This is a genomic window from Cytobacillus sp. QJM3NY_8 (assembly GCF_056173585.1).
This window is the reverse complement of record NZ_CM149681.1, coordinates 137,324-161,755: the sequence shown is the minus strand read 5'-3', so window position 1 is coordinate 161,755 and position 24,432 is coordinate 137,324. Positions and strand designations below refer to the sequence as shown.

The 24,432-nt window shown below is 42.9% G+C and carries 40 protein-coding genes; all 40 read right to left on the bottom strand.

Annotation, left to right across the window (positions count from 1 at the left end):
- Positions 1-232 precede the first annotated feature (232 nt).
- The 40 genes from truA to AC0VZ9_RS00685 all read right to left on the bottom strand — a co-directional run bounded on the left by truA (position 233) and on the right by AC0VZ9_RS00685 (position 24,282).
- On the bottom strand, positions 233-970 hold the full coding sequence (truA, locus tag AC0VZ9_RS00880) for a tRNA pseudouridine(38-40) synthase TruA (RefSeq protein ID WP_019382786.1): 738 nt from the start codon (positions 968-970) through the stop codon (positions 233-235).
- Between the two features lie 12 nt (positions 971-982).
- A complete protein-coding gene (locus AC0VZ9_RS00875; protein WP_009336611.1) occupies positions 983-1,780 on the bottom strand; it encodes an energy-coupling factor transporter transmembrane component T family protein in 798 nt (265 codons plus the stop codon).
- Positions 1,777-2,646, bottom strand: coding sequence for an energy-coupling factor ABC transporter ATP-binding protein (locus AC0VZ9_RS00870; RefSeq protein WP_071157959.1), 870 nt, complete (start codon positions 2,644-2,646; stop codon positions 1,777-1,779). Before AC0VZ9_RS00870 ends, AC0VZ9_RS00875 begins: the two co-directional genes overlap by 4 nt.
- A complete protein-coding gene (locus AC0VZ9_RS00865; protein WP_071157961.1) occupies positions 2,622-3,461 on the bottom strand; it encodes an energy-coupling factor ABC transporter ATP-binding protein in 840 nt (279 codons plus the stop codon). Before AC0VZ9_RS00865 ends, AC0VZ9_RS00870 begins: the two co-directional genes overlap by 25 nt.
- A 593-nt stretch (positions 3,462-4,054) precedes the next feature.
- The gene (gene rplQ / locus AC0VZ9_RS00860) at positions 4,055-4,417 is read right to left on the bottom strand and encodes a 50S ribosomal protein L17 (RefSeq protein ID WP_009336608.1); all 363 of its coding nucleotides are present in this window, start codon (positions 4,415-4,417) and stop codon (positions 4,055-4,057) included.
- Positions 4,418-4,495: 78 nt separating this feature from the next.
- Positions 4,496-5,440, bottom strand: a complete 945-nt coding sequence (locus tag AC0VZ9_RS00855; RefSeq protein WP_009336607.1) for a DNA-directed RNA polymerase subunit alpha — start codon at positions 5,438-5,440, stop codon at positions 4,496-4,498.
- 173 nt (positions 5,441-5,613) lie between these two features.
- Positions 5,614-6,003, bottom strand: a complete 390-nt coding sequence (rpsK, locus tag AC0VZ9_RS00850; RefSeq protein ID WP_009336606.1) for a 30S ribosomal protein S11 — start codon at positions 6,001-6,003, stop codon at positions 5,614-5,616.
- Between the two features lie 21 nt (positions 6,004-6,024).
- On the bottom strand, positions 6,025-6,390 hold the full coding sequence (gene rpsM / locus AC0VZ9_RS00845) for a 30S ribosomal protein S13 (protein WP_009336605.1): 366 nt from the start codon (positions 6,388-6,390) through the stop codon (positions 6,025-6,027).
- 23 nt (positions 6,391-6,413) lie between these two features.
- Entirely contained in the window at positions 6,414-6,527 is a 114-nt protein-coding gene (gene rpmJ, locus AC0VZ9_RS00840; RefSeq protein ID WP_000868344.1) for a 50S ribosomal protein L36, read from the bottom strand.
- Between the two features lie 35 nt (positions 6,528-6,562).
- Positions 6,563-6,781 (bottom strand): translation initiation factor IF-1, encoded by a 219-nt coding sequence (infA, locus tag AC0VZ9_RS00835; RefSeq protein WP_009336604.1) that lies wholly within the window; start codon positions 6,779-6,781, stop codon positions 6,563-6,565.
- Positions 6,759-7,094 (bottom strand): KOW domain-containing RNA-binding protein, encoded by a 336-nt coding sequence (locus tag AC0VZ9_RS00830; RefSeq protein ID WP_009336603.1) that lies wholly within the window; start codon positions 7,092-7,094, stop codon positions 6,759-6,761. Before AC0VZ9_RS00830 ends, infA begins: the two co-directional genes overlap by 23 nt.
- Before the next feature lie 16 nt (positions 7,095-7,110).
- Positions 7,111-7,857 (bottom strand): type I methionyl aminopeptidase, encoded by a 747-nt coding sequence (map, locus tag AC0VZ9_RS00825; RefSeq protein ID WP_009336602.1) that lies wholly within the window; start codon positions 7,855-7,857, stop codon positions 7,111-7,113.
- Positions 7,854-8,504 carry an adenylate kinase gene (locus AC0VZ9_RS00820; RefSeq protein ID WP_009336601.1) on the bottom strand — a complete coding sequence of 217 codons (651 nt, stop codon included), beginning with the start codon at positions 8,502-8,504 and terminating at the stop codon, positions 7,854-7,856. The genes map and AC0VZ9_RS00820 overlap by 4 nt, the downstream gene beginning before the upstream one ends.
- Positions 8,505-8,563: 59 nt before the next feature.
- Positions 8,564-9,859, bottom strand: coding sequence for a preprotein translocase subunit SecY (secY, locus tag AC0VZ9_RS00815; protein ID WP_009336600.1), 1,296 nt, complete (start codon positions 9,857-9,859; stop codon positions 8,564-8,566).
- Entirely contained in the window at positions 9,859-10,299 is a 441-nt protein-coding gene (gene rplO, locus AC0VZ9_RS00810; RefSeq protein ID WP_009336599.1) for a 50S ribosomal protein L15, read from the bottom strand. Before rplO ends, secY begins: the two co-directional genes overlap by 1 nt.
- Before the next feature lie 32 nt (positions 10,300-10,331).
- Positions 10,332-10,514: a 50S ribosomal protein L30 gene (rpmD, locus tag AC0VZ9_RS00805; RefSeq protein WP_009336598.1), complete on the bottom strand. Its 183-nt coding sequence runs from the start codon at positions 10,512-10,514 to the stop codon at positions 10,332-10,334.
- A gap of 13 nt (positions 10,515-10,527) precedes the next feature.
- Positions 10,528-11,028, bottom strand: coding sequence for a 30S ribosomal protein S5 (rpsE, locus tag AC0VZ9_RS00800; protein ID WP_009336597.1), 501 nt, complete (start codon positions 11,026-11,028; stop codon positions 10,528-10,530).
- Positions 11,029-11,052: 24 nt separating this feature from the next.
- A complete protein-coding gene (rplR, locus tag AC0VZ9_RS00795) occupies positions 11,053-11,415 on the bottom strand; it encodes a 50S ribosomal protein L18 (protein ID WP_009336596.1) in 363 nt (120 codons plus the stop codon).
- 32 nt (positions 11,416-11,447) lie between these two features.
- Entirely contained in the window at positions 11,448-11,984 is a 537-nt protein-coding gene (gene rplF, locus AC0VZ9_RS00790) for a 50S ribosomal protein L6 (protein WP_009336595.1), read from the bottom strand.
- A gap of 31 nt (positions 11,985-12,015) precedes the next feature.
- Positions 12,016-12,414 (bottom strand): 30S ribosomal protein S8, encoded by a 399-nt coding sequence (rpsH, locus tag AC0VZ9_RS00785; RefSeq protein ID WP_009336594.1) that lies wholly within the window; start codon positions 12,412-12,414, stop codon positions 12,016-12,018.
- A gap of 29 nt (positions 12,415-12,443) precedes the next feature.
- On the bottom strand, positions 12,444-12,629 hold the full coding sequence (gene rpsN / locus AC0VZ9_RS00780) for a 30S ribosomal protein S14 (protein WP_009336593.1): 186 nt from the start codon (positions 12,627-12,629) through the stop codon (positions 12,444-12,446).
- Positions 12,630-12,654: 25 nt separating this feature from the next.
- Positions 12,655-13,194, bottom strand: a complete 540-nt coding sequence (gene rplE / locus AC0VZ9_RS00775) for a 50S ribosomal protein L5 (protein WP_009336592.1) — start codon at positions 13,192-13,194, stop codon at positions 12,655-12,657.
- Between the two features lie 26 nt (positions 13,195-13,220).
- Complete coding sequence (gene rplX, locus AC0VZ9_RS00770) at positions 13,221-13,532, bottom strand: 50S ribosomal protein L24 (RefSeq protein ID WP_009336591.1); 312 nt, start codon at positions 13,530-13,532, stop codon at positions 13,221-13,223.
- A gap of 37 nt (positions 13,533-13,569) precedes the next feature.
- The gene (rplN, locus tag AC0VZ9_RS00765; RefSeq protein ID WP_009336590.1) at positions 13,570-13,938 is read right to left on the bottom strand and encodes a 50S ribosomal protein L14; all 369 of its coding nucleotides are present in this window, start codon (positions 13,936-13,938) and stop codon (positions 13,570-13,572) included.
- Positions 13,939-13,978: 40 nt separating this feature from the next.
- A complete protein-coding gene (rpsQ, locus tag AC0VZ9_RS00760; protein WP_009336589.1) occupies positions 13,979-14,242 on the bottom strand; it encodes a 30S ribosomal protein S17 in 264 nt (87 codons plus the stop codon).
- Positions 14,243-14,263: 21 nt separating this feature from the next.
- Entirely contained in the window at positions 14,264-14,464 is a 201-nt protein-coding gene (gene rpmC, locus AC0VZ9_RS00755; protein WP_009336588.1) for a 50S ribosomal protein L29, read from the bottom strand.
- Positions 14,454-14,888 carry a 50S ribosomal protein L16 gene (rplP, locus tag AC0VZ9_RS00750; RefSeq protein ID WP_009336587.1) on the bottom strand — a complete coding sequence of 145 codons (435 nt, stop codon included), beginning with the start codon at positions 14,886-14,888 and terminating at the stop codon, positions 14,454-14,456. The genes rpmC and rplP overlap by 11 nt, the downstream gene beginning before the upstream one ends.
- A gap of 1 nt (position 14,889) precedes the next feature.
- Positions 14,890-15,546 (bottom strand): 30S ribosomal protein S3, encoded by a 657-nt coding sequence (rpsC, locus tag AC0VZ9_RS00745; RefSeq protein ID WP_009336585.1) that lies wholly within the window; start codon positions 15,544-15,546, stop codon positions 14,890-14,892.
- Positions 15,547-15,549: 3 nt separating this feature from the next.
- A complete protein-coding gene (gene rplV / locus AC0VZ9_RS00740) occupies positions 15,550-15,891 on the bottom strand; it encodes a 50S ribosomal protein L22 (RefSeq protein ID WP_009336582.1) in 342 nt (113 codons plus the stop codon).
- Between the two features lie 18 nt (positions 15,892-15,909).
- On the bottom strand, positions 15,910-16,188 hold the full coding sequence (gene rpsS, locus AC0VZ9_RS00735; protein ID WP_009336580.1) for a 30S ribosomal protein S19: 279 nt from the start codon (positions 16,186-16,188) through the stop codon (positions 15,910-15,912).
- A gap of 60 nt (positions 16,189-16,248) precedes the next feature.
- Positions 16,249-17,079: a 50S ribosomal protein L2 gene (gene rplB, locus AC0VZ9_RS00730; protein WP_009336578.1), complete on the bottom strand. Its 831-nt coding sequence runs from the start codon at positions 17,077-17,079 to the stop codon at positions 16,249-16,251.
- A 32-nt stretch (positions 17,080-17,111) separates the two neighbouring features.
- On the bottom strand, positions 17,112-17,396 hold the full coding sequence (gene rplW / locus AC0VZ9_RS00725) for a 50S ribosomal protein L23 (protein WP_009336576.1): 285 nt from the start codon (positions 17,394-17,396) through the stop codon (positions 17,112-17,114).
- On the bottom strand, positions 17,396-18,019 hold the full coding sequence (gene rplD / locus AC0VZ9_RS00720; protein WP_009336574.1) for a 50S ribosomal protein L4: 624 nt from the start codon (positions 18,017-18,019) through the stop codon (positions 17,396-17,398). Before rplD ends, rplW begins: the two co-directional genes overlap by 1 nt.
- Before the next feature lie 28 nt (positions 18,020-18,047).
- The gene (gene rplC / locus AC0VZ9_RS00715) at positions 18,048-18,674 is read right to left on the bottom strand and encodes a 50S ribosomal protein L3 (protein ID WP_009336573.1); all 627 of its coding nucleotides are present in this window, start codon (positions 18,672-18,674) and stop codon (positions 18,048-18,050) included.
- Between the two features lie 40 nt (positions 18,675-18,714).
- Positions 18,715-19,023 (bottom strand): 30S ribosomal protein S10, encoded by a 309-nt coding sequence (rpsJ, locus tag AC0VZ9_RS00710; protein WP_009336571.1) that lies wholly within the window; start codon positions 19,021-19,023, stop codon positions 18,715-18,717.
- A 534-nt stretch (positions 19,024-19,557) separates the two neighbouring features.
- Entirely contained in the window at positions 19,558-20,745 is a 1,188-nt protein-coding gene (gene tuf / locus AC0VZ9_RS00705) for an elongation factor Tu (RefSeq protein ID WP_009336569.1), read from the bottom strand.
- A gap of 119 nt (positions 20,746-20,864) precedes the next feature.
- Positions 20,865-22,943 (bottom strand): elongation factor G, encoded by a 2,079-nt coding sequence (fusA, locus tag AC0VZ9_RS00700; RefSeq protein ID WP_009336567.1) that lies wholly within the window; start codon positions 22,941-22,943, stop codon positions 20,865-20,867.
- A gap of 51 nt (positions 22,944-22,994) precedes the next feature.
- Positions 22,995-23,465 (bottom strand): 30S ribosomal protein S7, encoded by a 471-nt coding sequence (gene rpsG, locus AC0VZ9_RS00695; RefSeq protein WP_009336565.1) that lies wholly within the window; start codon positions 23,463-23,465, stop codon positions 22,995-22,997.
- A gap of 42 nt (positions 23,466-23,507) precedes the next feature.
- Positions 23,508-23,930, bottom strand: a complete 423-nt coding sequence (rpsL, locus tag AC0VZ9_RS00690) for a 30S ribosomal protein S12 (protein ID WP_009336562.1) — start codon at positions 23,928-23,930, stop codon at positions 23,508-23,510.
- Positions 23,931-24,033: 103 nt separating this feature from the next.
- On the bottom strand, positions 24,034-24,282 hold the full coding sequence (locus AC0VZ9_RS00685) for a 50S ribosomal protein L7ae-like protein (protein ID WP_475396968.1): 249 nt from the start codon (positions 24,280-24,282) through the stop codon (positions 24,034-24,036).
- Between the last annotated feature and the right edge of the window lie 150 nt (positions 24,283-24,432).

The following is a 24,432-nucleotide window of genomic DNA, read 5'->3' as shown; positions in this document are numbered from 1 at the left end:
GTTTCCCTCCTAATAATTCCATTCATAATCATTTTTTTGGTTTATCTATTCGACACAATAAGTTCCGGGGCTTATCGTGGTTTTAATAATAATACCATATGCTATAATATAACTTTGACAGTCCAATGTCAAGCGAATGTTACACCTGGTTTAGTTGTTTTAAACTCTTTTTTTATATGAGTTTGGCTTTACAACGCGCCCTCGCGGTTCTTCAATTGTTTTTTCCAAAATTTTAATAAAAAACTTTCCACAAATATAAACCTTGAGGAGGCGCTGTTTTCCCTGCAGCTGATCTGTTTTTTTCTTTAAGAACAGAAGGCATGGAATCGGGGTCTCTTTCCCCTGAGCCAACTTCAAGTAGTGTGCCGGCCAGGATGCGGACCATATTATATAAGAATCCGGTGCCTCTAAAGCGGAAGATGAGCATATCCTCTTTTTCCTGCACCTCTATCTCCTGTAGTTCCCTGACCTTATCCTCCACTTCCGTCTTAGCGGAGCAGAAGCTTGTAAAATCATGTGTCCCTATTAAATCCGCAGCCGCTTGTTTGATTGCATCCGTATTTAAGGGATAGGGGTAATGATAGGCATAATGTCGTTTAAAAGGGTCTCTCCTGGATGAGCGATGCACGAAGTACCGATATTCCTTCCCTTTCGCATCAAAACGGACATGAAAGTCATCAGGCACTGTCTCAGCCCCCACTATGGCCACCTCATCCGGCAGCAGGGAATTAAGGGCGATTTCCCATTTTCCAATAGGAATATTCAAAGGGGAATCGAAATGGATCACCTGGCCCCTTGCATGGACACCCGCATCGGTTCTGCCTGAGGCTGTGACCTTGATGTCTTCTCCTTTATGAAGCTTCTTTAAGGCCCTCTCCAGCTCTCCTTGAACAGTCCGCTTGCCAGGCTGCACCTGATAGCCTGCAAAATGGGTGCCGTCATACGTTATATTACATTTAAATCTTTGCATAGGGTCACCTCATTACGTCCTCAGCAGGATTAACACCAGAGTCAGGGCTGCAAGCATTGCCAGCATTGCCGTATCCTTCAGACCCCAGTTAAGCTGCCTGTATTTCGTTCTGCCTTCCCCGCCTCTATAGCCGCGTGACTCCATCGCTACAGCAAGCTCCTCAGCCCGTTTGAACGAACTGACAAACAAAGGGATTAAGAGAGGAATAATGGCTTTGATACGTTCTTTAATCGGGCCGCTTGAAAAATCGACTCCCCTGGCTGTCTGAGCTTTCATGATTTTATCCGTTTCCTGCATAAGTGTCGGGATAAAGCGAAGAGAAATCGACATCATTAATGCCAGTTCATGCACCGGAAACTTGATTTTATTCAATGGAGCCAGCAGGCTTTCCAGACCATCCGTTATTTCAATCGGAGTCGTTGTCAAAGTCAGAATGGAAGTCATCAGAATGAGCAGGAAGAAGCGCAATGATATGAAAATCCCCTGTCTCAAACCTTCTTCATAGATTGTAATCCATCCAAAACGGAAGAGGACTTCACCCTCTTTTGTCAAAAACAAGTGGAGGAATAATGTAAAAATAACAAGCAGAAGGACCGGCTTTAACCCTGTATAGATAAACCGGATCGGAACCTTCGATAAAGCAATCATCAAAAAGGTGTAAACCGTAAGTAAGCCGTATGTCAGCATATTATTTGCCAGGAAGACAATGCACACGAATAAGAAAATAAGGACTAGCTTAGAACGGGGATCCATCCTGTGCAGGACAGACTCTGCCGGAACATAGCGCCCAAAGATCATTTTATCCATCATTTTGGCGTCCCCCTTTTCATCGCAGCAGCAATCTCATCCGTCAGCTCATCCATGGTCAGACATGTCTTAGATAAACGGATGTTAAGTGATTCTTCCATTTTCAGCTGAAAACGGACAACCTCCGGAACATCGAGGCCAAGCTTAAGCAAGCCTTCCGGAGAAGAAAAGATTTCTTTAGGCGTTCCCTTTCTGTACACTTCACCGTTGTGCATGATGACAATCTGATCAGCATAGCGGGAGGCGTCCTCCATGCTATGTGTCACGAGCACTGTCGATAGCCCTCTTGTACCATGCAGGCTGTAGAACATATCCATGATTTCTTTTCTTCCCCGCGGGTCAAGCCCTGCAGTAGGCTCATCCAGGACAATGACATCAGGCTCCATTGCCAGTACTCCGGCTATCGCCACCCGTCTCATTTGGCCGCCTGACAGGTCAAATGGGGACTTGTGTAAAATTTCCTCCGGCAGGCCAACCTGGCTTATGGCTGCTCTTGCTCTTTTTTTGGCTTCCTCTTCTGACACTCCGAAGTTCATCGGACCAAAGCATATATCTTTCTCGACCGTTTCCTCAAACAGCTGATGCTCAGGAAATTGAAACACGATGCCGACCCTTTGGCGGATTTCCTTCAGGTTTTTTTGTTTCTTATGCGAGGTGATCAGACGCTCTCCAATCACTACCTGGCCTTCTGTCGGTTTAAGCAGGGCATTTAAATGCTGGAGGACAGTCGATTTGCCTGATCCCGTATGACCGATAATTGCCAGAAACGTGCCTGATGGAATATCAATGGAAACATCCTTTATCGCGAGGCGTTCAAATGGCGTATTGACCTGATACCGGTATTCTACATTTTGGAGTGAGATGTCCATAATTCTTCCACCAACTCTTCTTCAGATAAATAATGCCTTGATAACGGCAAGCCTTTTTCTCTTAATATCTTGCTTAGCTTCACAGGAAAAGGAATATCCAGGCCCAGCTTTACAAGCTCTTCATCCATTTGAAAGATTTCCTCAGGTGTGCCTTCCCGATATAACTGTCCTCTGTTCATAACCACGATGCGATCAGCCTTTGCAGCTTCCTCCAAATCATGTGTGATGGAGATGACTGTCATATGATAGTCCTGCTTCAGCTCTCTGACGGTTTCAAGCACCTCTTCACGCCCTCGTGGATCAAGCATGGAGGTTGACTCGTCCAGAATTATAATGTCCGGCCTTAGGGCGATGACGCCGGCAATGGCCACCCTTTGTTTCTGGCCGCCAGAAAGATGGTGCGGCTCTTGATTAAGAAATTGTTCCATTTTGACTTTCTCCAGTGATTGCGCAACACGCTGAACCATGTCATTTCTTTCAATTCCATGGTTTTCTAAACCAAAAGCCACATCATCCTGTACGGTCGTTCCGACAAACTGGTTATCCGGATTCTGAAAAACCATGCCGATCTTCTTTCTGGTTTCCCAGACTGTCTCTTCGGTCAATGGAATTCCTCCTACTGTAATACTGCCTTCCAGAGGAAAGTGCAGGCCATTCAGAAGTTTGGCTAGTGTTGATTTCCCGGAACCATTATGGCCAACAATAGCAAGCCATTCCCCTTTCCATATATTGAAAGAGACATTGTGCAGCGCATATCCAGCCTCTGCATCGTATTTAAACGAAACATTTTTCAATTCTACCAGCGGCTCGTTCATGTGAAGTCCTCCTCTCAGCTCTGCTTCTCTATTTCAGCTCTGCTCTAATATTTTTATCCTAATGAAAAAACCCGCCATTTTTGGCGAGCTTTAAATAGTTCGATAATAGGTTATGTTACCGGATAGCAAGCGTTGAATGATACCATTCTCCCACACTTGTAATACACAAGAAAATCTGGATTTCTGCTATCTAAGCTTATTGGATGCCTATTATGCCTCCCTATTAAAAGCTCATACTGACGCAGTATGGTGGTTGGTTCTTGCTATAGTATGACTGTTCAGAGACCTCGATTTCCTTATGGTTTATGAACATACTAAATTTAAAAAAGCCTGCACCTCTTTCCGTCAGGCAGTAAACTGCCGGGCGCAAATCTTCTTTCCGGAAGAGGTGCATGAGCTAGACAAGACAGTGTACCAGGTAATGGGGAATCTATTGGTCATCCATCCCTGTATAATAGCTGTACATGCTCATCGTAACGCTCGTTTTTGGCCTGAAATAGGCGTTCCTAACATATTAAGGAAACAGCCGCTTTTATAGAAAAAGGGCAAAGAACAAGTTCAATGAAACCGTCCCGCGCCCTTTCCTTAAAAAATTATACTAACTCGATGATTACCATTGGCGCACCGTCTCCACGACGAGGTCCAAGTTTCATAATACGAGTGTATCCGCCTTGGCGCTCTTCATAACGAGTTGCGATGTCGCTGAATAATTTTTGAACTGCATCCTGGTCAGTTTCAGCGTTAGCTACCTCATTGCGAACAAAAGCAGCTGCTTGACGGCGTGCATGCAAGTCGCCGCGCTTTCCAAGAGTGATCATTTTCTCAACAACTGAACGAAGTTCTTTTGCACGAGCTTCAGTTGTTTCGATGCGCTCATTGATGATTAGATCTGTTGCTAAGTCACGCAGCATAGCTTTACGTTGTGAGCTAGTGCGTCCTAACTTTCTGTATCCCATGAAAGTTTCCCTCCTTTGTTGAAGTCATTCAATCTGCTGAAAGCAAACATATAAAGATGATGAATCAATTTACATCAATCAATCGTCTTTGCGTAAGCCCAGTCCAAGATCTTCTAATTTATGTTTTACTTCCTCAAGTGACTTTCTGCCCAGATTACGGACCTTCATCATATCCTCTTCAGTCTTATTGGCTAATTCCTGAACAGTATTGATGCCAGCACGCTTTAAGCAGTTGTAAGAACGTACAGATAAATCAAGTTCTTCAATTGTCATCTCAAGTACTTTCTCTTTTTGGTCTTCTTCTTTTTCAACCATGATTTCGGCATTTTGAGCTTCATCAGTTAAACCGACAAAGATATTCAAATGCTCAGTTAAGATCTTCGCTCCAAGTGCAACCGCATCTTGAGGACCTGTACTTCCGTCAGTCCAAACATCGAATGTTAACTTATCATAGTTAGTCATTTGACCCACACGTGTATTCTCTACCTGATAAGAAATGCGAGATACTGGAGTGTAGATGGAATCGATCGGAATCACACCGATTGGCTGATCTTCTCTCTTGTTTTGGTCAGCTGGTGTATACCCTCGTCCGCGTCTTGCAGTTAAACGCATGCGCAGGTGGGCATTTGAACCTAGAGTAGCAATATGAAGATCCGGATTAAGGATTTCAACATCGCTGTCATGAGTTACGTCAGCTGCCTTCACTACACCTTCACCCTGAACATCGATTTCCAATGTTTTTTCTTCATCAGAGTAGATTTTAAGTGCTAGTTTTTTAATGTTTAAAATGATAGATGTTACATCTTCTACGACGCCTTCAATTGTTGAGAACTCATGAAGTACCCCATCAATTTGGATCGATGTGACAGCGGCACCTGGGAGTGAGGATAAAAGGATACGACGTAAGGAGTTACCCAAAGTTGTACCATATCCACGCTCAAGTGGCTCGACGACGAACTTGCCGTACTTGGCATCATCGCTGATCTCAACCGTTTCGATTTTTGGTTTTTCTATTTCGATCATCAAAATATACCCTCCTTCAAAACGTCGAAACCCCGGCTAGCAATCTCTAACCGAAATTCCCCCATGTATACGTTCCCGTTTTGTGCACAACAACTGGAATAATTGTTCTGTATAACTAAAAAATTAGTATCATATCCCATTATAGACAAGGATACAAAATCTATACAGAAAAATTATACACGGCGGCGTTTTGGTGGACGACATCCGTTATGAGGAACTGGAGTTACGTCTCTGATAGCAGTAACTTCTAGACCAGCAGCTTGAAGAGCACGGATAGCAGCTTCACGTCCTGCACCAGGTCCTTTAACAGTTACTTCAAGAGATTTCATACCGTGTTCCTGAGAAGTTTTAGCTGCAGTTTCAGCTGCCATTTGCGCTGCGAATGGAGTAGATTTACGAGAACCTTTGAATCCAAGAGCTCCAGCACTTGACCAGGAAACAGCATTTCCATGAACATCAGTGATAGTTACGATTGTGTTATTGAAAGTAGAACGGATATGTGCAATACCTTGTTCAATATTCTTTTTCACACGACGCTTACGTGTATTAGTTTTACGAGCCATTTAAAGTACCTCCTTTACCGATTATTTCTTCTTGTTCGCAACAGTCTTACGAGGACCTTTGCGAGTACGAGCGTTGTTTTTTGTGTTTTGTCCGCGAACCGGTAAACCACGGCGATGACGTAGACCGCGATAGCTTCCGATCTCCATTAGACGTTTGATGTTAAGTGATACTTCACGGCGAAGGTCACCTTCAACTTTCAATTTGTCAATGATGTCACGGATTTTGTTAAGTTCATCTTCTGTAAGATCACGAACACGAGTGTCTTCAGAAACACCAGCTTCAGCCAAAACTTTTTGAGCTGTAGATTTACCAATACCAAAGATATAAGTTAATGAGATTACTACACGTTTTTCACGTGGAACATCTACACCAGCAATACGTGCCATTGTATAAGCGCACCTCCTTCAATTTAACCTTGTTTTTGTTTATGTTTAGGGTTTTCACAGATAACCATTACTTTTCCACGTCTGCGGATAACTTTACACTTTTCGCAGATTGGTTTAACTGATGGTCTTACTTTCATTATCCTAACCTCCTTAATAGTACGGAGTGCAATGATTATTTAAAACGATATGTGATTCTACCGCGTGTTAAATCATATGGAGATAGCTCAACTGTTACTTTATCTCCAGGTAAAATGCGGATGAAGTGCATACGGATCTTACCGGATACATGAGCTAGCACTGTATGACCATTTTCTAATTCTACCTTAAACATTGCATTTGGCAAAGTATCAACAACTGTGCCTTCTATTTCAATTACATCGTCTTTCGCCATTGAACGATACTCCCTTCTTCATATCATATACGAATTCATTTACATACTTTGCAAGCGCAAAGCGCAACTTTCCGTTTGTTACACGGCCGGTCTCCTCGAGACTGGTCTGAACTTCTGGAGAGATATAATTAAGCAATTGCAGATGCTGAATGTTCTTTTTCTTCGGGCAATCGAATTTCTTCCTGCCGCCGTCAGCAAGCATAACAAACCTTTCATCCATCAACCTTATAATTATAGCATATTGACCAGCATCGCGCCCGCTTTTGATCAAAACAATTTGACCAGGCTGCGGATTCGTATCAGAACCAACCAATGGAATCACCTGCACCTTAGGCTTTTGTTAATATTTCATAACCGGTTTCAGTGATCGCTATTGTGTGCTCAAAATGTGCACACCTTTTACCGTCAACCGTTACAACTGTCCAGTTATCGGTTAAGGTTTTAACATAACGACTTCCTGCATTCACCATAGGTTCAATAGCAAGTACCATACCCGGCTTTAAGCGCGGCCCTCTGTTAGGCGGTCCATAATGAGGAATTTGGGGATCCTCATGTAAGTCTTGCCCTACACCATGGCCGACATACTCGCGTACAATGGAAAAGCCATTAGATTCCGCATACGTTTGGATAGCATGGGAGATGTTCGACAAGCGCTCACCCGGTTTTGCTTCTTCAAGGCCCTTATATAACGATTCCTCTGTCACATCCATCAGACGCTCGGATTCCTCATCAATTTGGCCAATAGCATAAGTCCAGGCTGAGTCACCATGATAACCGTTATATTTAGCACCGATATCAATGCTGATTATATCACCGTTATTTAAAACTCGATCACCAGGGATCCCATGAACAAGTTCATCGTTAACTGAAGCACAAATGCTGCCGCGGAAACCATTATACCCTTTAAAAGACGGGATTGCATCGTGTTTACGGATAAACTGGTCAGCAATATCATCTAATTCGCGGGTTGTGATTCCGGGTACAATATGTTTCTTCAGTTCCTGGTGTGTAAGTGCTACGATCCTGCCGGCCTCACGCATTATATCAAGTTCACGCGGGGTTTTGCAAATGATCATTGTAAGCCCCCGAGCAAAGCATCAAGATCAGAAAATACTTTATTAATATCTTGCTGACCATCAATATTGCGCAGATAACCTTTCGTTTCGTAGAAATCAAGCAACGGTTTTGTTTGTTTAATATTAACGTCAAGTCTATTCTGAACAGTAGCTTCATTATCATCAGCACGCTGATACAGCTCACCGCCGCAGCGATCGCACACTCCGTCCTTCGCTGGCGGATTGAATACTAAGTGATAAGTAGCTCCGCAGTCTTTACAGATGCGGCGTCCGGTAAGACGTTCCATTAGAATGCTCTGATCAACATCAATATTTATGACATAATCAATTTTCTTGTTTAAATCAGAAAGGATGTTTTCAAGGGCATCTGCTTGGGCAACCGTTCTTGGGAAGCCATCCAGCAAAAAGCCTTTTTCACAATCATCCTTGCTTAAACGTTCACGGACAATGCCGATTGTTACTTCATCAGGAACAAGCTCGCCTTTATCCATGAATGATTTTGCTTTAAGGCCTAGGTCCGTTTCGTCTTTAATAGCCGCACGGAACATATCTCCAGTAGAGATATGAGGGATGCCGTATTTTTGGACGATCTTCTCGGCTTGTGTACCTTTTCCGGCACCAGGGAGCCCCATTAAAACTAAATTCACGTCAATTTCCCCCTAGTCTCTAAATGGTATAAGGGAACGAGACGCTCCCTACACCCAAATTATTTAATGAAACCTTTATAATGACGCTTAACCAGCTGTGCTTCAAGCTGCTTCATCGTTTCAAGTGCAACACCGACAACGATTAGCAGACTTGTGCCTCCAATTTGCGCAGATTCAGGTAATCCAGCGATATTAATGAAGAATACCGGCAGGATAGAAATGACCGTCAGGAAGAGCGCACCGACCAATGTTAAACGATATAAGACGCGAGTCAAATATTCCTGCGTGTTATTTCCTGGACGGATGCCCGGGATATAACCGCCCTGCTTCTTCAGGTTTTCCGCAACTTGCTCCGGATTCACCTGAATGAAAGCATAGAAATAAGTAAAAGCAATGATTAATGCACTATAAATGACCATTCCGATTGGAGACGTGTAGTCAAATATTCTTTGAATCCAAAGCGTCACATCATTCTGCTCAAAGAAACCTGCAATGGTTCTTGGCGTAATGATGAAAGAAATCGCAAAGATTACTGGAATTACACCAGCTGCATTAACTTTTAACGGAAGATGAGTTGATTGTCCGCCAGCAGAATTTTTCCCTGCTGTTACGCGCTTAGCATATTGAATAGGAATTTTTCTTAATGCCTGTTGGATAAAGATCGTTCCCACAACAATAGCGATGACTGCAACCAGGATAAGCACGACTGTCACAATGCGAAGGAATAGCTGCTCTCCAGCATTTTCAAACTGCTGAGCATAAATCTGGTTAACCGTTGAAGGAATACCAGCTGCGATACCAGCAAAGATAATGATGGAAATACCATTGCCTACGCCTTTTGATGTAATCTGCTCGCCAAGCCACATTAGAAATGCAGTTCCGGCAGTCAATACTACAGCAATCAATAGATAAGAAGTAATTCCCGGATTTTCAATCAGCATTCCGCCTGCTAGGTTATTAAACCCATAAGACATACCGAGAGCCTGGATAAAACCAAGCACGATAGTAAAGTAACGGGTAAACTGAGCTAACTTACGGCGTCCAACCTCACCCTGCTTAGACCATTCCGTAAACTTAGGAACAACATCCATCTGCAGAAGCTGCACAATGATGGATGCCGTAATGTACGGCATGATGCCCATCGCAAGGATTGAGAAGTTCAGGAGCGCCCCGCCGCCGAATGTATTCAGAACACCGAATACATTAAGTTCATCCTGGGCTTTTAATAGATCTGCATTTACGCCCGGTACAGGGATAAATGTACCGATGCGAAATACGATCAGCATTAAAAGGGTGAAAATAATCTTTCGTCTTATATCACCCACACGCATAAAATTGGAGATTGTCTGAAACATTAAATCACCTCAGTTTGACCGCCGGCAGCTTCGATAGCTTCCTTTGCAGCAGAGGAGAATTTATGAGCTTTAACTGTAAGCTTTTTCTCAACTTTGCCTTTTGCAAGAATCTTGATTCCTGCTTTTTCGTTGCTTACTACTCCAGTTTCGATAAGAAGCTCAGGAGTTACTTCTGCTCCATCTTCGAAACGGTTTAAAGCATCAAGGTTCACAACCGCGTATTCTTTACGGTTGATGTTAGTGAAACCGCGCTTAGGCAAGCGTTGGAATAAAGGTGTTTGACCACCCTCGAATCCAGGACGGACACCGCCGCCAGAACGAGCGTTTTGACCTTTATGACCCTTACCAGCAGTTTTACCATTACCGGAACCGATACCACGGCCTTTGCGTTTGCGTTCTTGACGAGAACCTTCTGCAGGCTTTAATTCATGAAGTTTCATGTTGGCACCTCCTTATTTGTAGAAGAATAGAATTATTTTTCTTTTACCACAACAAGGTGAGCAACTTTGTTGATCATTCCGCGGATAGCAGGATTATCTTGATGCTCAACTGTTTGGTGCATTTTGCGTAAGCCAAGAGCCTTAACTGTTTCGCGCTGGTCTTGCGGGCGACCAATCACGCTGCGAGTGAGGGTTACTTCTAGTTTATTCGCCATTTGATATCCCTCCTTATCCTAACAGTTCTTCTACTGATTTACCACGTAATTTCGCTACGTCCTCAGCACGTTTTAATTGAGTTAAACCGTTCAAAGTGGCGCGAACCATGTTGATTGGTGTGTTAGTACCTAAAGATTTAGATAAGATATCACCAACACCAGCTAATTCTAGAACCGCACGAACTGGACCTCCGGCGATTACTCCCGTACCTTCAGAAGCAGGCTTAAGAAGGATTTCTCCAGCACCGAAGTGACCGATTACCTGGTGAGGAATTGTAGTTCCAACCATAGGTACTTCGACTAAGTTTTTCTTAGCATCTTCAATAGCTTTGCGGATTGCTTCAGGAACTTCCTGTGCTTTACCTGTACCAAAGCCAACGTGACCGTTTTTGTCACCTACTACTACAAGAGCAGAGAAACGAAAACGACGTCCACCTTTAACAACCTTTGCTACACGATTAACCGTAACTACGCGCTCTTCAAGTTCAAGTTTGTTTGGATCAATACGACGCATCTTTTTGTGTCCCTCCTTTGTCTATTAAAATTCTAAACCATTTTCACGTGCTGCATCAGCTAATGCTTTAACACGTCCATGATATAGATAGCCACCACGATCGAAAACGACAGCTTTAACGCCTTTTTCGACTGCGCGCTTTGCAACTAATTCTCCGACCTTAACTGCTGCATCAACGTTGCCAGTTGCATCAAGGTTTACTTCTTTATCTTGTGTAGAAGCACTTGCTACAGTAACTCCGTTTACATCATCAATAAGTTGAGCATAAATGTGCTTGTTTGAACGATACACATTTAAACGAGGACGAGCCGCAGTTCCAGAAAGTTTCGCACGCACACGAGCATGTCTTTTCTTACGAACTGCATTTTTATCAGCCTTCGTAATCATTTCGGTCACTCCTTTCGTTTACCTAAGCGGCATTACTTACCAGTTTTACCTTCTTTACGACGAACATATTCGCCTTCATAGCGGATACCTTTACCTTTGTAAGGCTCTGGAGGACGAACATCACGGATGTTGGCAGCCAATGCACCAACACGCTCTTTGCTAGTACCTTTAACAATGATCTTTGTGTTAGATGGCACTTCAACTTCAATACCTTCTTCAGGCTCGATTTCAACAGGATGAGAGTAACCAACGTTTAAAACAAGCTTTTTGCCTTGTTTTTGAGCACGGTAACCGACACCGATAAGCTCTAGTCCTCTTTCGAATCCTTTTGACACACCTTCAACCATGTTAGCTAGAAGTGCGCGAGTTGTTCCGTGCAATGCGCGGTGTTCTTTCGCTTCAGATGGACGGGAAACGTTGATTACGTTCTCCTCCACCTTGATTTCGATATCCTGGTTGAATGAACGGGAAAGTTCACCTTTAGGACCCTTCACAGTAACAGTGTTATTGTCGATAGTAACAGTAACACCAGATGGAATTTCGATTGGTTTTTTACCTATACGAGACATTTAATTGCACCTCCATTCATGAAAAACTCTATTACCAAACGTATGCTAATACTTCTCCGCCGACTTGTTTAGCGCGAGCTTCTTTGTCTGTAAGAACTCCTTGAGAAGTAGAAACTAGTGCGATTCCAAGACCGTTAAGTACGCGAGGTACTTCATCAGCCTTTGCGTATACACGAAGACCAGGCTTACTGATACGCTTAAGACCAGTGATAACGCGTTCGTTGTTTGAACCGTATTTTAAGAAAATGCGGATGATGCCTTGCTTGTTATCCTCGATAAGCTCAACATCACGTACAAAACCTTCACGCTTTAAGATCTCAGCAATTTCCTTCTTGATGTTAGAAGCAGGAACTTCTAATTTTTCGTGACGAACCATGTTCGCATTACGGATGCGAGTTAGCAAGTCTGCAATTGGATCTGTCATGACCATTGTTTTTACCTCCTTCCCATACTTGGGGTTTACCAGCTAGCTTTTTTCACGCCAGGAATTTGTCCTTTATATGCTAATTCACGGAAACAAATACGACAAAGCTTAAATTTACGGTATACAGAATGTGGACGTCCGCAGCGTTCGCAGCGAGTGTACTCCTGTACCTTGTGTTTAGGCGTGCGTTTTTGCTTCGCAATCATTGACTTTTTAGCCACGTTTTCGCCTCCCTCTATTTAGCGATTACTTTTGGAATGGCATTCCAAATTGAGTTAAAAGTTCACGAGCTTCTTCATCAGTGTTAGCTGTAGTTACGATAACGATATCCATACCACGAACTTTGCTTACTTTATCGTAATCAATCTCAGGGAAGATCAACTGTTCTTTGACACCTAGAGTATAGTTACCACGGCCGTCAAATGACTTCTTAGAGATACCGCGGAAGTCACGTACACGTGGAAGAGATACAGATACTAACTTATCAAAGAACTCATACATGCGCTCTCCACGAAGAGTAACTTTCGCACCGATTGGCATACCTTCACGAAGACGGAAGCCAGCGATAGATTTCTTAGCGCGAGTGATAACCGGCTTTTGACCAGTAATCAATGTTAATTCCTCAACAGCTTTATCTAGTGCTTTAGCGTTTTGAACAGCGTCACCAACACCCATGTTGATAACGATTTTTTCAAGCTTAGGTGCTTGCATAACTGATTTATAGTTAAACTTGCTCATTAGAGCAGGAGTAATTTCTTTTGAATGCTTTTCTTTTAGGCGGTTCATCCATTGTACCTCCCTTCTTCTTTAAACTATTTATCTAGAACTTCACCGGATTTTTTTGCAACACGTACTTTTTTGCCATCAACCGTTTTATAGCCTACACGAGTTGGTTCACCAGATTTAGGATCGACAGGCATAACGTTTGATACATGAACAGGTGCCTCTTGGCTGATGATTCCGCCCTGCGGGTTCATCTGAGAAGGCTTAGAGTGTTTCTTTACAATGTTAACTCCTTCAACAAGCACTCGGCTTTGTTTAGGGAACGCTGCAAGAATAACGCCCGTTTTGCCTTTATCCTTACCAGAGATGACCATAACTTTGTCACCTTTTTTCACATGCATCTGTGCGCACCTCCTTAAAGGCAATTTAATTTGTTATTTATAATACTTCTGGAGCTAAAGATACAATTTTCATGAAGTTGTTTTCACGTAGTTCACGGGCAACTGGTCCGAAGATACGAGTTCCGCGTGGTCCTTTGTCATCACGAATAATTACACATGCGTTTTCATCGAAACGAATGTAAGTACCGTCATTACGGCGTACACCGCTCTTAGTACGAACAACTACCGCTTTAACAACATCACCTTTTTTAACAACGCCACCTGGTGTTGCTTGTTTCACTGTACAAACGATAACATCACCGATGTTAGCAGTCTTGCGGCCAGAGCCACCAAGAACTTTAATTGTAAGTACTTCACGAGCACCAGAGTTGTCAGCAACTTTTAAACGTGATTCTTGTTGAATCATGTGTGTAACCTCCCTTCGGGATAAACCTTATTCCGAACAATTAGATAATAACTGCTTTTTCAACTACTTCTACAAGACGGAAGCGTTTAGTCGCAGATAGTGGACGAGTTTCCATAATACGAACGATATCGCCAGTTTTTGCTTGGTTTTGCTCATCATGAGCTTTGAACTTTTTAGAGTACTTAACGCGTTTACCGTAAAGTGGATGCTTTTTGTAAGTTTCGACAAGAACCGTTACTGTCTTATCCATTTTGTCAGAAACGACGCGTCCAGTGTAAACTTTGCGTTGGTTGCGTTCACTCATTGTGCGAACCTCCTCTCAATATCACTTGCTAAAGCCGATTTCTCTTTCACGAATAACAGTTTTCATGCGGGCAATCGCTTTGCGTACTTCACGAATGCGAGCTGTGTTTTCAAGTTGTCCAGTCGCCAATTGAAAGCGAAGGTTGAAAAGCTCTTCTTTTAATGATTTTACTTTTTGTTCAATTTCGGCAGTGGTAAGGTCACGAATTTCATTAGCTTTCATTTGATTCACCACCAATTTCTTCTCGTTTTACAAACTTGCACTTAACTGGAAGTTTGTGTGATGCAAGACGTAATGCTTCACGAGCGATCTCTTCAGATACACCAGCGATTTCGAACATTACTTTACCAGGCTTAACAACTGCAACCCATCCTTCTGGAGCACCTTTACCGGAACCCATGCGGACTTCTAGAGGCTTTGCAGTGTAAGGCTTATGCGGGAAAATTTGAATCCAAACCTTACCGCCACGTTTCATGTAACGAGTCATTGCGATACGTGCAGATTCAATTTGACGGTTAGTGATCCAAGAAGCTTCAAGAGCTTGAAGACCATATTCACCGAAGTTTACTTCAGTTCCGCCTTTTGATTGACCACGCATTTTTCCGCGGTGTACACGACGATATTTAACGCGCTTTGGCAATAACATATTATTTGCCTCCTTCCCCAGTTTTCTTCTTAGTAGGAAGGACCTCTCCACGATAGATCCATACTTTTACGCCCAATTTACCGTAAGTTGTATCAGCTTCAGCTGTAGCATAATCGATATCAGCACGAAGAGTATGAAGTGGAACTGTTCCTTCGCTGTATGATTCTGAACGAGCGATATCAGCACCGCCTAAACGACCAGATACCATTGTTTTGATACCCTTAGCGCCAGCGCGCATTGCACGTTGAATAGTTTGTTTTTGAGCACGACGGAAAGATACGCGGTTTTCTAATTGACGAGCAATGTTTTCCGCAACCAATTTCGCATCAATGTCTGCTCTTTTAATTTCTAGAATGTTGATATGAACACGCTTGCCAGTTAATGAGTTAAGTGACTTGCGAAGTGCTTCAACCTCAGTACCACCTTTACCGATAACCATTCCTGGTTTCGCAGTGTGGATAGTGATGTTCAGGCGATTAGCAGCACGTTCGATTTCTACTTTAGAAACAGAAGCATCGCTTAAACGCTTTGTGATGTACTCACGAACCTTAAGGTCTTCGTGTAAAAGATCAGCATAGTCTTTGCCTGCGTACCATTTTGACTCCCAATCACGGATGACACCGACACGCAAACCGACTGGATTTACTTTTTGACCCACTGATTATCCCTCCTTCTTTTCTGATAAAACGATAGTAATATGACTAGTGCGCTTGTTGATTTGGCTTGCACGGCCCATAGCGCGAGGACGGAAACGTTTTAAAGTTGGTCCTTCGTCTACGAATGCTTGAGCAACTACCAGATTGTTAACGTCCATTTCGTAGTTGTGCTCAGCGTTAGCTAGTGCAGATTTTAAAACTTTCTCTACGATTGGAGAAGCAGCTTTAGGTGTAAGGTTCAAAATCGCTACTGCTTCGCCTACTTGCTTTCCTCGAATTAAATCTACGACTAAACGAGCTTTACGAGGAGCAATACGAACTGTTCTTGCAACAGCTTTAGCTTGCATTAGAATGCCCTCCTCTCATTAACGTCTTGTTTTCTTATCATCATTGCCATGGCCTTTGTACGCACGAGTTGGAGCGAATTCTCCAAGCTTGTGGCCTACCATGTCTTCAGTGATGTATACAGGCACATGTTTACGACCATCATAAACTGCGATTGTGTGTCCGATGAATTGTGGGAAGATCGTAGAACGGCGAGACCAAGTTTTAGTAACTTGCTTGCTTTCTGTTTCGTTAAGCTTTTCGATCTTTGTCATTAAATGTTCATCAACAAAAGGTCCTTTTTTTAAGCTGCGACCCATGATTGAACCTCCCTTCGTGATTGCTCTACGGTTCTTATTTGGAACCGTAGTACAATCCCGTTATTTTTTACGACGACGTACGATAAATTTGTCTGATTTGTTGTTTTTCTTGCGTGTCTTGTAACCAAGTGTTGGTTTGCCCCAAGGAGTCATTGGAGACTTACGTCCGATTGGCGCACGTCCTTCACCACCACCGTGCGGGTGATCGTTAGGGTTCATTACAGATCCACGTACAGTTGGGCGCTTGCCTAACCAGCGTGAACGACCTGCTTTACCAATGTTAATAAGCTCGTGCTGCTCGTTGCCAACCTGACCTACAGTTGCGCGGCACTCAGCAAGAATCATGCGAACTTCACCAGAGTTCAAACGAACTAATACATACTTTCCTTCTTTACCAAGAACTTGTGCAGAAGTACCAGCAGAACGTACTAATTGTCCGCCTTTACCAGGTTTTAATTCGATGTTGTGGATTACAGTACCCACTGGAATATTAGCTAGTGGAAGTGCATTACCCACTTTGATATCCGCTTCAGGACCTGACATTACTTCCATGCCCACTTGTAAATTCTTAGGAGCAAGGATGTAACGCTTTTCTCCATCCACATAGTTAATTAGTGCAATATTTGCAGAGCGGTTTGGATCATACTCGATTGTGGCAACGCGTCCTGGAATGCCATCTTTGTTACGTTTGAAATCGATGATACGATATTGACGTTTATGACCGCCGCCTTGATGACGAACTGTCAACTTACCTTGGTTGTTACGGCCGCCTTTTCTCTTAACAGGAGCAAGTAAAGACTTTTCTGGTTTGTTAGTCGTGATTTCTGCGAAATCAGATACCGTCATGCCGCGACGACCATTAGAGGTAGGTTTATACTTTTTAATCGCCATTTCGTTTCCCTCCTCTTCTAGTTATAGTAGTTTTAAGCTTCAAATAGCTCGATTTCTTGACTTTCAGCTGTTAATTTAACGATCGCTTTACGGCGTTTGTTAGTGTAACCGCCAAATTTGCCCATACGCTTGAACTTACCTTTGTAGTTCATGATGTTAACTTTCTCAACTTTAACGCCAAAGATTTGCTCTACAGCGTCCTTAACTTGAGTTTTGTTAGCTCGTACGTCAACTTCGAACGTATATTTTTTATCAGCCATAATATCAGTAGAACGTTCAGTGATTACGGGGCGCTTAATGATTTCGCGTGCATCCATTATGCAAGCACCTCCTCTACTTTTTCAACCGCTGCTTTCGTCATGATAAGCTTATCATGGTTTAAAACATCTAAAACAGTGATTCCAGAAGCAGACACAACTGTTACACCAGGGATGTTGCGAGCAGATAATGCTACGTTCTCATCTAGGTCAGCAGTTACGATAAGTGCTTTTGAATCAACAGAAAGACCAGTTAATACACCTTTGAAGTCTTTTGTTTTAGGAGTTTCGAAAGCAAGGCCTTCTAATACTAGGATGTTTTCTTCTAACACTTTAGAAGATAACGCAGATTTGATTGCCAGACGGCGAACCTTTTTAGGTAGTTTGTAGCTGTAGCTGCGTGGTACAGGACCAAATACAGTACCGCCTCCGCGCCATTGTGGTGAACGGATAGAACCTTGACGTGCACGGCCTGTGCCTTTTTGGCGCCATGGCTTGCGTCCTCCGCCCGCTACTTCAGAACGAATTTTAGTTTTATGAGTCCCTTGACGTAAAGAAGCTCTTTGCATAACAATAGCTTCGAATAATACGTGCTGGTTAGGCTCGATACCAAAGATCGCATCATTAAGTTCGATATCACCAACTTTAGATCCGCTTTGGTTAAACAATGCTACTTTCGGCATTCTGTTTTCCTCCTTTCCGGTTTAATTATTATGCTTTTACCGCACTTTTGATTTTTACTAATGCTTTTCTAGCACCAGGTACGTTACCTTTGATCAATAGCAAGTTGCGCTCAGCATCAACTTTAACGATTTCAAGGTTTTGTACAGTGATTTGCTCTCCGCCCATACGTCCAGGTAATAGTTTACCTTTAAATACACGGTTTGGAGCTACAGGACCCATTGAACCAGGGCGACGGTGGTAACGAGAACCGTGAGCCATAGGCCCGCGAGATTGTCCGTGGCGCTTGATGGCACCCTGGAAACCTTTACCCTTTGAGATTCCTGTTACATCAACAGTTTCGCCTTCTGCGAATATATCAACTTTGACTTCTTGACCAACTTCATATTGTCCTAAATCAGCTCCGCGGAATTCGCGTACGAAGCGCTTAGGAGCAGTGTTTGCTTTAGCAACATGGCCTTTTTCAGGTTTGTTGGATAGCTTTTCGCGCTTATCTTCAAATCCAAGCTGGATCGCTTCATATCCATCAGTTTCAACTGACTTCATTTGAAGAACAACGTTTGGAGCTGCCTCAACAACTGTTACCGGGATAAGATCACCGTTTTCAGCAAATACTTGAGTCATACCAATCTTTCTTCCTAAGATTCCTTTGGTCATTTCAGTCACACCTCCTAATTTTCTTATGATTATTTATTGATTAAAGTTTGATTTCGATATCTACACCGGACGGTAAGTCTAAACGCATTAGAGAATCAACCGTTTGTGGTGTTGGGTTAACGATGTCGATTAGACGTTTATGCGTACGCATTTCGAACTGCTCACGAGAATCTTTGTACTTGTGAACCGCACGAAGGATTGTGTAAATAGACTTTTCAGTTGGTAATGGAATCGGACCTGAAACAGCCGCACCAGAACGTTTTGCAGTCTCAACAATCTTTTCTGCTGATTGATCAAGAATTCTGTGATCATACGCTTTTAAACGAATACGAATTTTTTGTTTTGCCATTATTTTCCCTCCTTTTCGCCTATTTTAATATAGACATTCTCCGTGAAAATTTCCCACACACTCGCCATGGCAAAGCGGCCGGGTGTGTCAGCAACCTTTCACATCATCGCAGTCAAAGACCAACATTGTCTATTATACAGAAACAATAAATGAAATGCAACATGTATATGTTATTTCTTTATGTTTCGCACACTTTTACTATTATAACTGCAGATTACAAAGTTTTCAATAGGATAGGAAGAAGTCTAAATATTTGCTTTAGGTCCATGGGAACTGTCAAATGATGTAGTTAGAATAGGTGATTATATATAGAAGAAAGTAGTGTATATAATAGGATACTTTTGATGAGCTTTGGTTGTTTAAGCTGCAGAATCTTGATGGTTAGCATTGAAGCGATTTAGTAAATTCGATCTCTATCTCAGCAGGAGTACAAAGTTTCATACTGTCAAAGAAACTATGCTGATATTTTGCCCGACGCAAAAACACAAAAAAAAAACAGATGGGTTGTCACCCATCTGTTTTTATCTATTGCAATTACTCTTGGATTGTAGCAACTACGCCAGCGCCTACAGTACGTCCACCCTCACGGATAGAGAACTTAGTACCTTCTTCGATAGCGATTGGAGCAATTAGTTCTACAGTCATTTCGATGTTATCTCCAGGCATAACCATTTCTACGCCTTCAGGAAGATTACAGATACCAGTTACATCAGTTGTACGGAAGTAGAACTGAGGACGGTAGTTTGTGAAGAATGGAGTGTGACGTCCACCTTCTTCTTTTGAAAGAACGTATACTTCAGCTTTGAACTTAGTGTGTGGAGTGATAGAACCTGGCTTAGCAAGTACTTGTCCACGTTGGATATCTTCACGTGCTACACCACGAAGAAGGGCACCAATGTTGTCTCCAGCTTCAGCATAGTCAAGAAGCTTACGGAACATTTCTACACCAGTTACAGTAGTTGATTTTGGCTCTTCAGCAAGACCGATGATTTCAATAACGTCACCGACTTTAACTTGTCCACGCTCAACACGTCCTGTAGCAACAGTACCACGGCCAGTGATTGAGAATACATCCTCAACAGGCATCATGAATGGCTTGTCAGTGTCACGAGTTGGAGTTGGGATGTACTCATCAACAGCAGCCATAAGCTCTTCGATTTTAGCTTCCCACTCAGCTTCACCTTCAAGAGCTTTAAGAGCAGAACCTTTGATTACTGGGATATCATCACCAGGGAATTCGTACTCAGAAAGAAGGTCACGAACTTCCATTTCTACTAATTCAAGTAGTTCTTCATCGTCAACCATGTCACACTTGTTCATGAATACAACAAGGAAAGGTACACCAACCTGACGAGAAAGAAGGATGTGCTCACGAGTTTGTGGCATTGGGCCGTCAGCAGCGGATACTACTAGGATACCGCCGTCCATTTGAGCAGCACCAGTGATCATGTTTTTAACATAGTCAGCGTGACCTGGGCAGTCAACGTGTGCATAGTGACGGTTTTCAGTTTCGTACTCAACGTGTGCAGTTGAGATTGTGATTCCACGCTCGCGCTCTTCTGGAGCTGCGTCGATTTGATCGTATCCGCGTGCTTCACCGCCGCCTTTTTTAGAAAGAACAGTTGTGATAGCTGCAGTTAAAGTAGTTTTACCATGGTCAACGTGTCCGATTGTACCGATGTTAACATGGGGTTTTGAACGGTCGAATTTAGCTTTTGCCATTTGAAAAATCCTCCTTCAGATTATAAAAGTTAAGTAATTTTTGCTGTGGAGAGGTTTCCCTTCCCACAGCGCTTTTTGCCTACAATAGTAGTTATACTTTATTAAAAAGGTAAAATCAATTATTCACCTTTATTTTTTTTGATGATTTCTTCAGAAATTGATTTAGGTACTTCTTCATAGTGGTCGAAGTGCATTGAGAATGTACCACGGCCCTGCGTATTAGAACGCAATGCAGTTGCGTAACCAAACATTTCTGATAGTGGAACCATCGCACGAACTACTTGTGCATTACCGCGAGCTTCCATACCTTCAACGCGTCCACGGCGTGATGTAACATCACCCATGATATCACCCATGTATTCTTCAGGGATTACTACTTCAACTTTCATAACCGGCTCAAGAATTACAGGATTACATTTTGACGCTGCATTTTTAAGTGCCATAGAGGCAGCAATTTTAAATGCCATTTCAGAAGAGTCGACATCATGGTAAGAACCATCAAATAATCTAGCTTTGATATCTACTAATGGGAAACCAGCAAGCACTCCTCTTTCAAGGGCATCTTCAAGACCAGCTTGAACTGCAGGGATGTATTCACGTGGAACAACACCACCGACAATGCCATTTTCGAATTCGAAGCCTTTACCTTCTTCATTTGGAGCAAATTCGATCCATACATGACCGAATTGTCCGCGTCCACCGGATTGACGGGCGAATTTACCTTCAACCTGAGCTGAAGAACGGAAAGTTTCGCGGTATGCAACCTGAGGTGCACCTACGTTTGCTTCCACTTTAAATTCACGCTTCATACGGTCAACTAGAATATCAAGGTGAAGCTCACCCATACCAGCGATAATAACCTGTCCAGTTTCCTGGTCAGTATGCGCTCGGAATGTAGGATCTTCTTCTTGAAGTTTTTGCAGAGCAGTAGTCATCTTATCTTGGTCAGCCTTGGATTTCGGCTCGATAGATAATGAGATAACTGGTTCTGGGAACTCCATAGACTCAAGAATAACAAGATTCTTTTCATCACATAGTGTATCTCCAGTGCTAGTATCTTTAAGACCAACAGCTGCTGCGATATCTCCAGCGTGAACTACCGAGATCTCTTCACGAGAGTTAGCGTGCATTTGCAGGATACGACCTACACGCTCGCGCTTCCCTTTAGTAGAGTTCTGTACATATGAACCTGAGTTCAATGTTCCAGAGTAAACACGGAAGAATGTAAGTTTACCGACATAAGGGTCAGTCATAACTTTAAATGCAAGAGCTGAGAAAGGTGCATCATCGCTAGAAGGACGAGTAACCTCTTCTTCCGAATCTGGAAGTGTACCTTTGATAGCTGGTACATCTAATGGAGAAGGAAGATAATCGATTACTGCATCTAGCATTTTTTGTACACCTTTATTTTTGAAAGCAGAACCACAGATTACAGGATAGAACTCAACGTTTACTGTACCTTGACGAATAGCTGCTTTTAGCTCTTCGTTAGTGATTTCCTCACCGCCAAGGTATTTCTCCATTAATTCTTCATCAAGTTCAGCTACCGCTTCAATTAGCTTTTCACGGTATTCTTCAGCTTGATCCATGTATTCTTCTGGGATATCACGCTCTTCGATATCAGTACCAAGGTCATTACCGTAGAACGTAGCTTTCATTGTGATAAGATCGATGATTCCTTCGAATTGGTCTTCAGCACCAATCGGTAATTGGATAGCTGCCGCATTAGCTTGCAGACGATCATGAAGTGTCTTCAATGAATATAAGAAGTCAGCACCGATTTTATCCATTTTGTTTACGAATACCACACGTGGTACTCCGTAAGTAGTTGCCTGGCGCCAAACTGTTTCAGTTTGAGGCTCAACTCCTGACTGTGCATCAAGTACCGCAACCGCACCATCAAGAACACGAAGTGAACGCTCAACTTCAACTGTGAAGTCTACGTGTCCAGGAGTGTCAATGATGTTTACGCGGTGGCCTTTCCACTGTGCAGTTGTTGCAGCAGAAGTGATTGTGATTCCACGCTCTTGCTCCTGCTCCATCCAGTCCATCTGTGAAGCACCTTCGTGTGTTTCACCGATTTTGTGGATACGGCCAGTGTAGTAAAGTACACGCTCAGTTGTTGTTGTTTTACCGGCATCAATGTGAGCCATGATACCGATATTGCGAGTATTTTCTAAGGAGAACTCTCTAGCCATTGGGTCTTTCTCCTTCCTAGTATGAGTGTTATTTTAGTTAAGCTGTATATCTTACCAGCGGTAGTGAGCAAACGCTTTGTTCGCTTCTGCCATTTTGTGTGTATCTTCACGCTTCTTAACAGATGCACCAGTGTTGTTAGCTGCATCTAGGATTTCGTTAGCTAAACGCTCTTCCATAGTCTTTTCACCGCGAAGACGCGCATAGTTTACTAACCAGCGAAGACCAAGAGTAGTACGGCGGTCAGGACGCACCTCAACTGGTACTTGGTAGTTAGCTCCACCTACACGGCGTGCTCTTACTTCAAGTACAGGCATGATGTTTTTAAGTGCCTGATCGAAAACTTCCATTGGCTCTTTGCCAGTGCGCTCGCTGATGATATCGAACGCAGAGTAAAGAATAGCTTGAGATTTACCTCTCTTACCATCGATCATCATTTTGTTGATCAGACGGCTAACTAGCTTTGAGTTGTAAATCGGATCCGGCAATACGTCTCTTTTTGCTACAGGACCTTTACGTGGCATGGATTGTTCCTCCTTTCAAAGATGGTTGTCTATTATTCAGAATTATTTTTTAGCTGCTTTTGGACGCTTAGCACCGTATTTAGAACGGCCTTGCATACGGTTGTTAACACCAGCAGTATCTAAAGCGCCGCGCACGATGTGGTAACGTACACCCGGTAAGTCTTTTACACGTCCTCCACGGATAAGAACAACACTGTGCTCTTGAAGGTTGTGTCCGATACCAGGAATGTAAGCATTAACCTCGATACCGTTTGTTAAACGAACACGAGCATATTTACGTAATGCAGAGTTCGGTTTCTTTGGAGTCATTGTACCAACACGAGTACAAACACCACGCTTTTGAGGTGAAGCTACGTTTGTTTGAGCTTTCTTGAAGCTGTTGTAGCCTTTGTTAAGAGCTGGTGAATTTGACTTCTCTGACTTAGTTTGACGAGGCTTGCGCACTAATTGGTTAATAGTAGGCATTTGATTTTTCCTCCCTTCGAATTTGTTTAAGCCCACACATCCAGGTGGTTCATTTTGATGCAAAAACAAAGTTCTTGCAGATAGCAATCTACAAAAACAGTTTTTAAAAAGATATGGCAACAGCTGCTGCCCCAACTTCGATTCCGCATGCTTTACCGAGCTTTTTCATCGAATCAACATACACAATCGGAACGTTCATCTCATTCGCTGTACTAACCACTTTAGCTGTAACCCTAGGATCAGCATCACTGGCGACTACGACTTCATCAATTGTTCCCTGTTTGAGAGCTTTGACTGTTTGCTTTGTTCCTACAATAAAACTTTTAGCCTGCAATACTTTATCATAAGACATTTACGACATCCTCCAAAGTATCCGGTGAATAGGAGCACCTTTGCTATAGTACCATCTTCATTTTTCGATGTCAACAAGCAAAATGAATTTTATTTTATTTATTCATTTTAAAATGCGGTACTTGCTGGTAAATAAGCAAGCACCGCAATA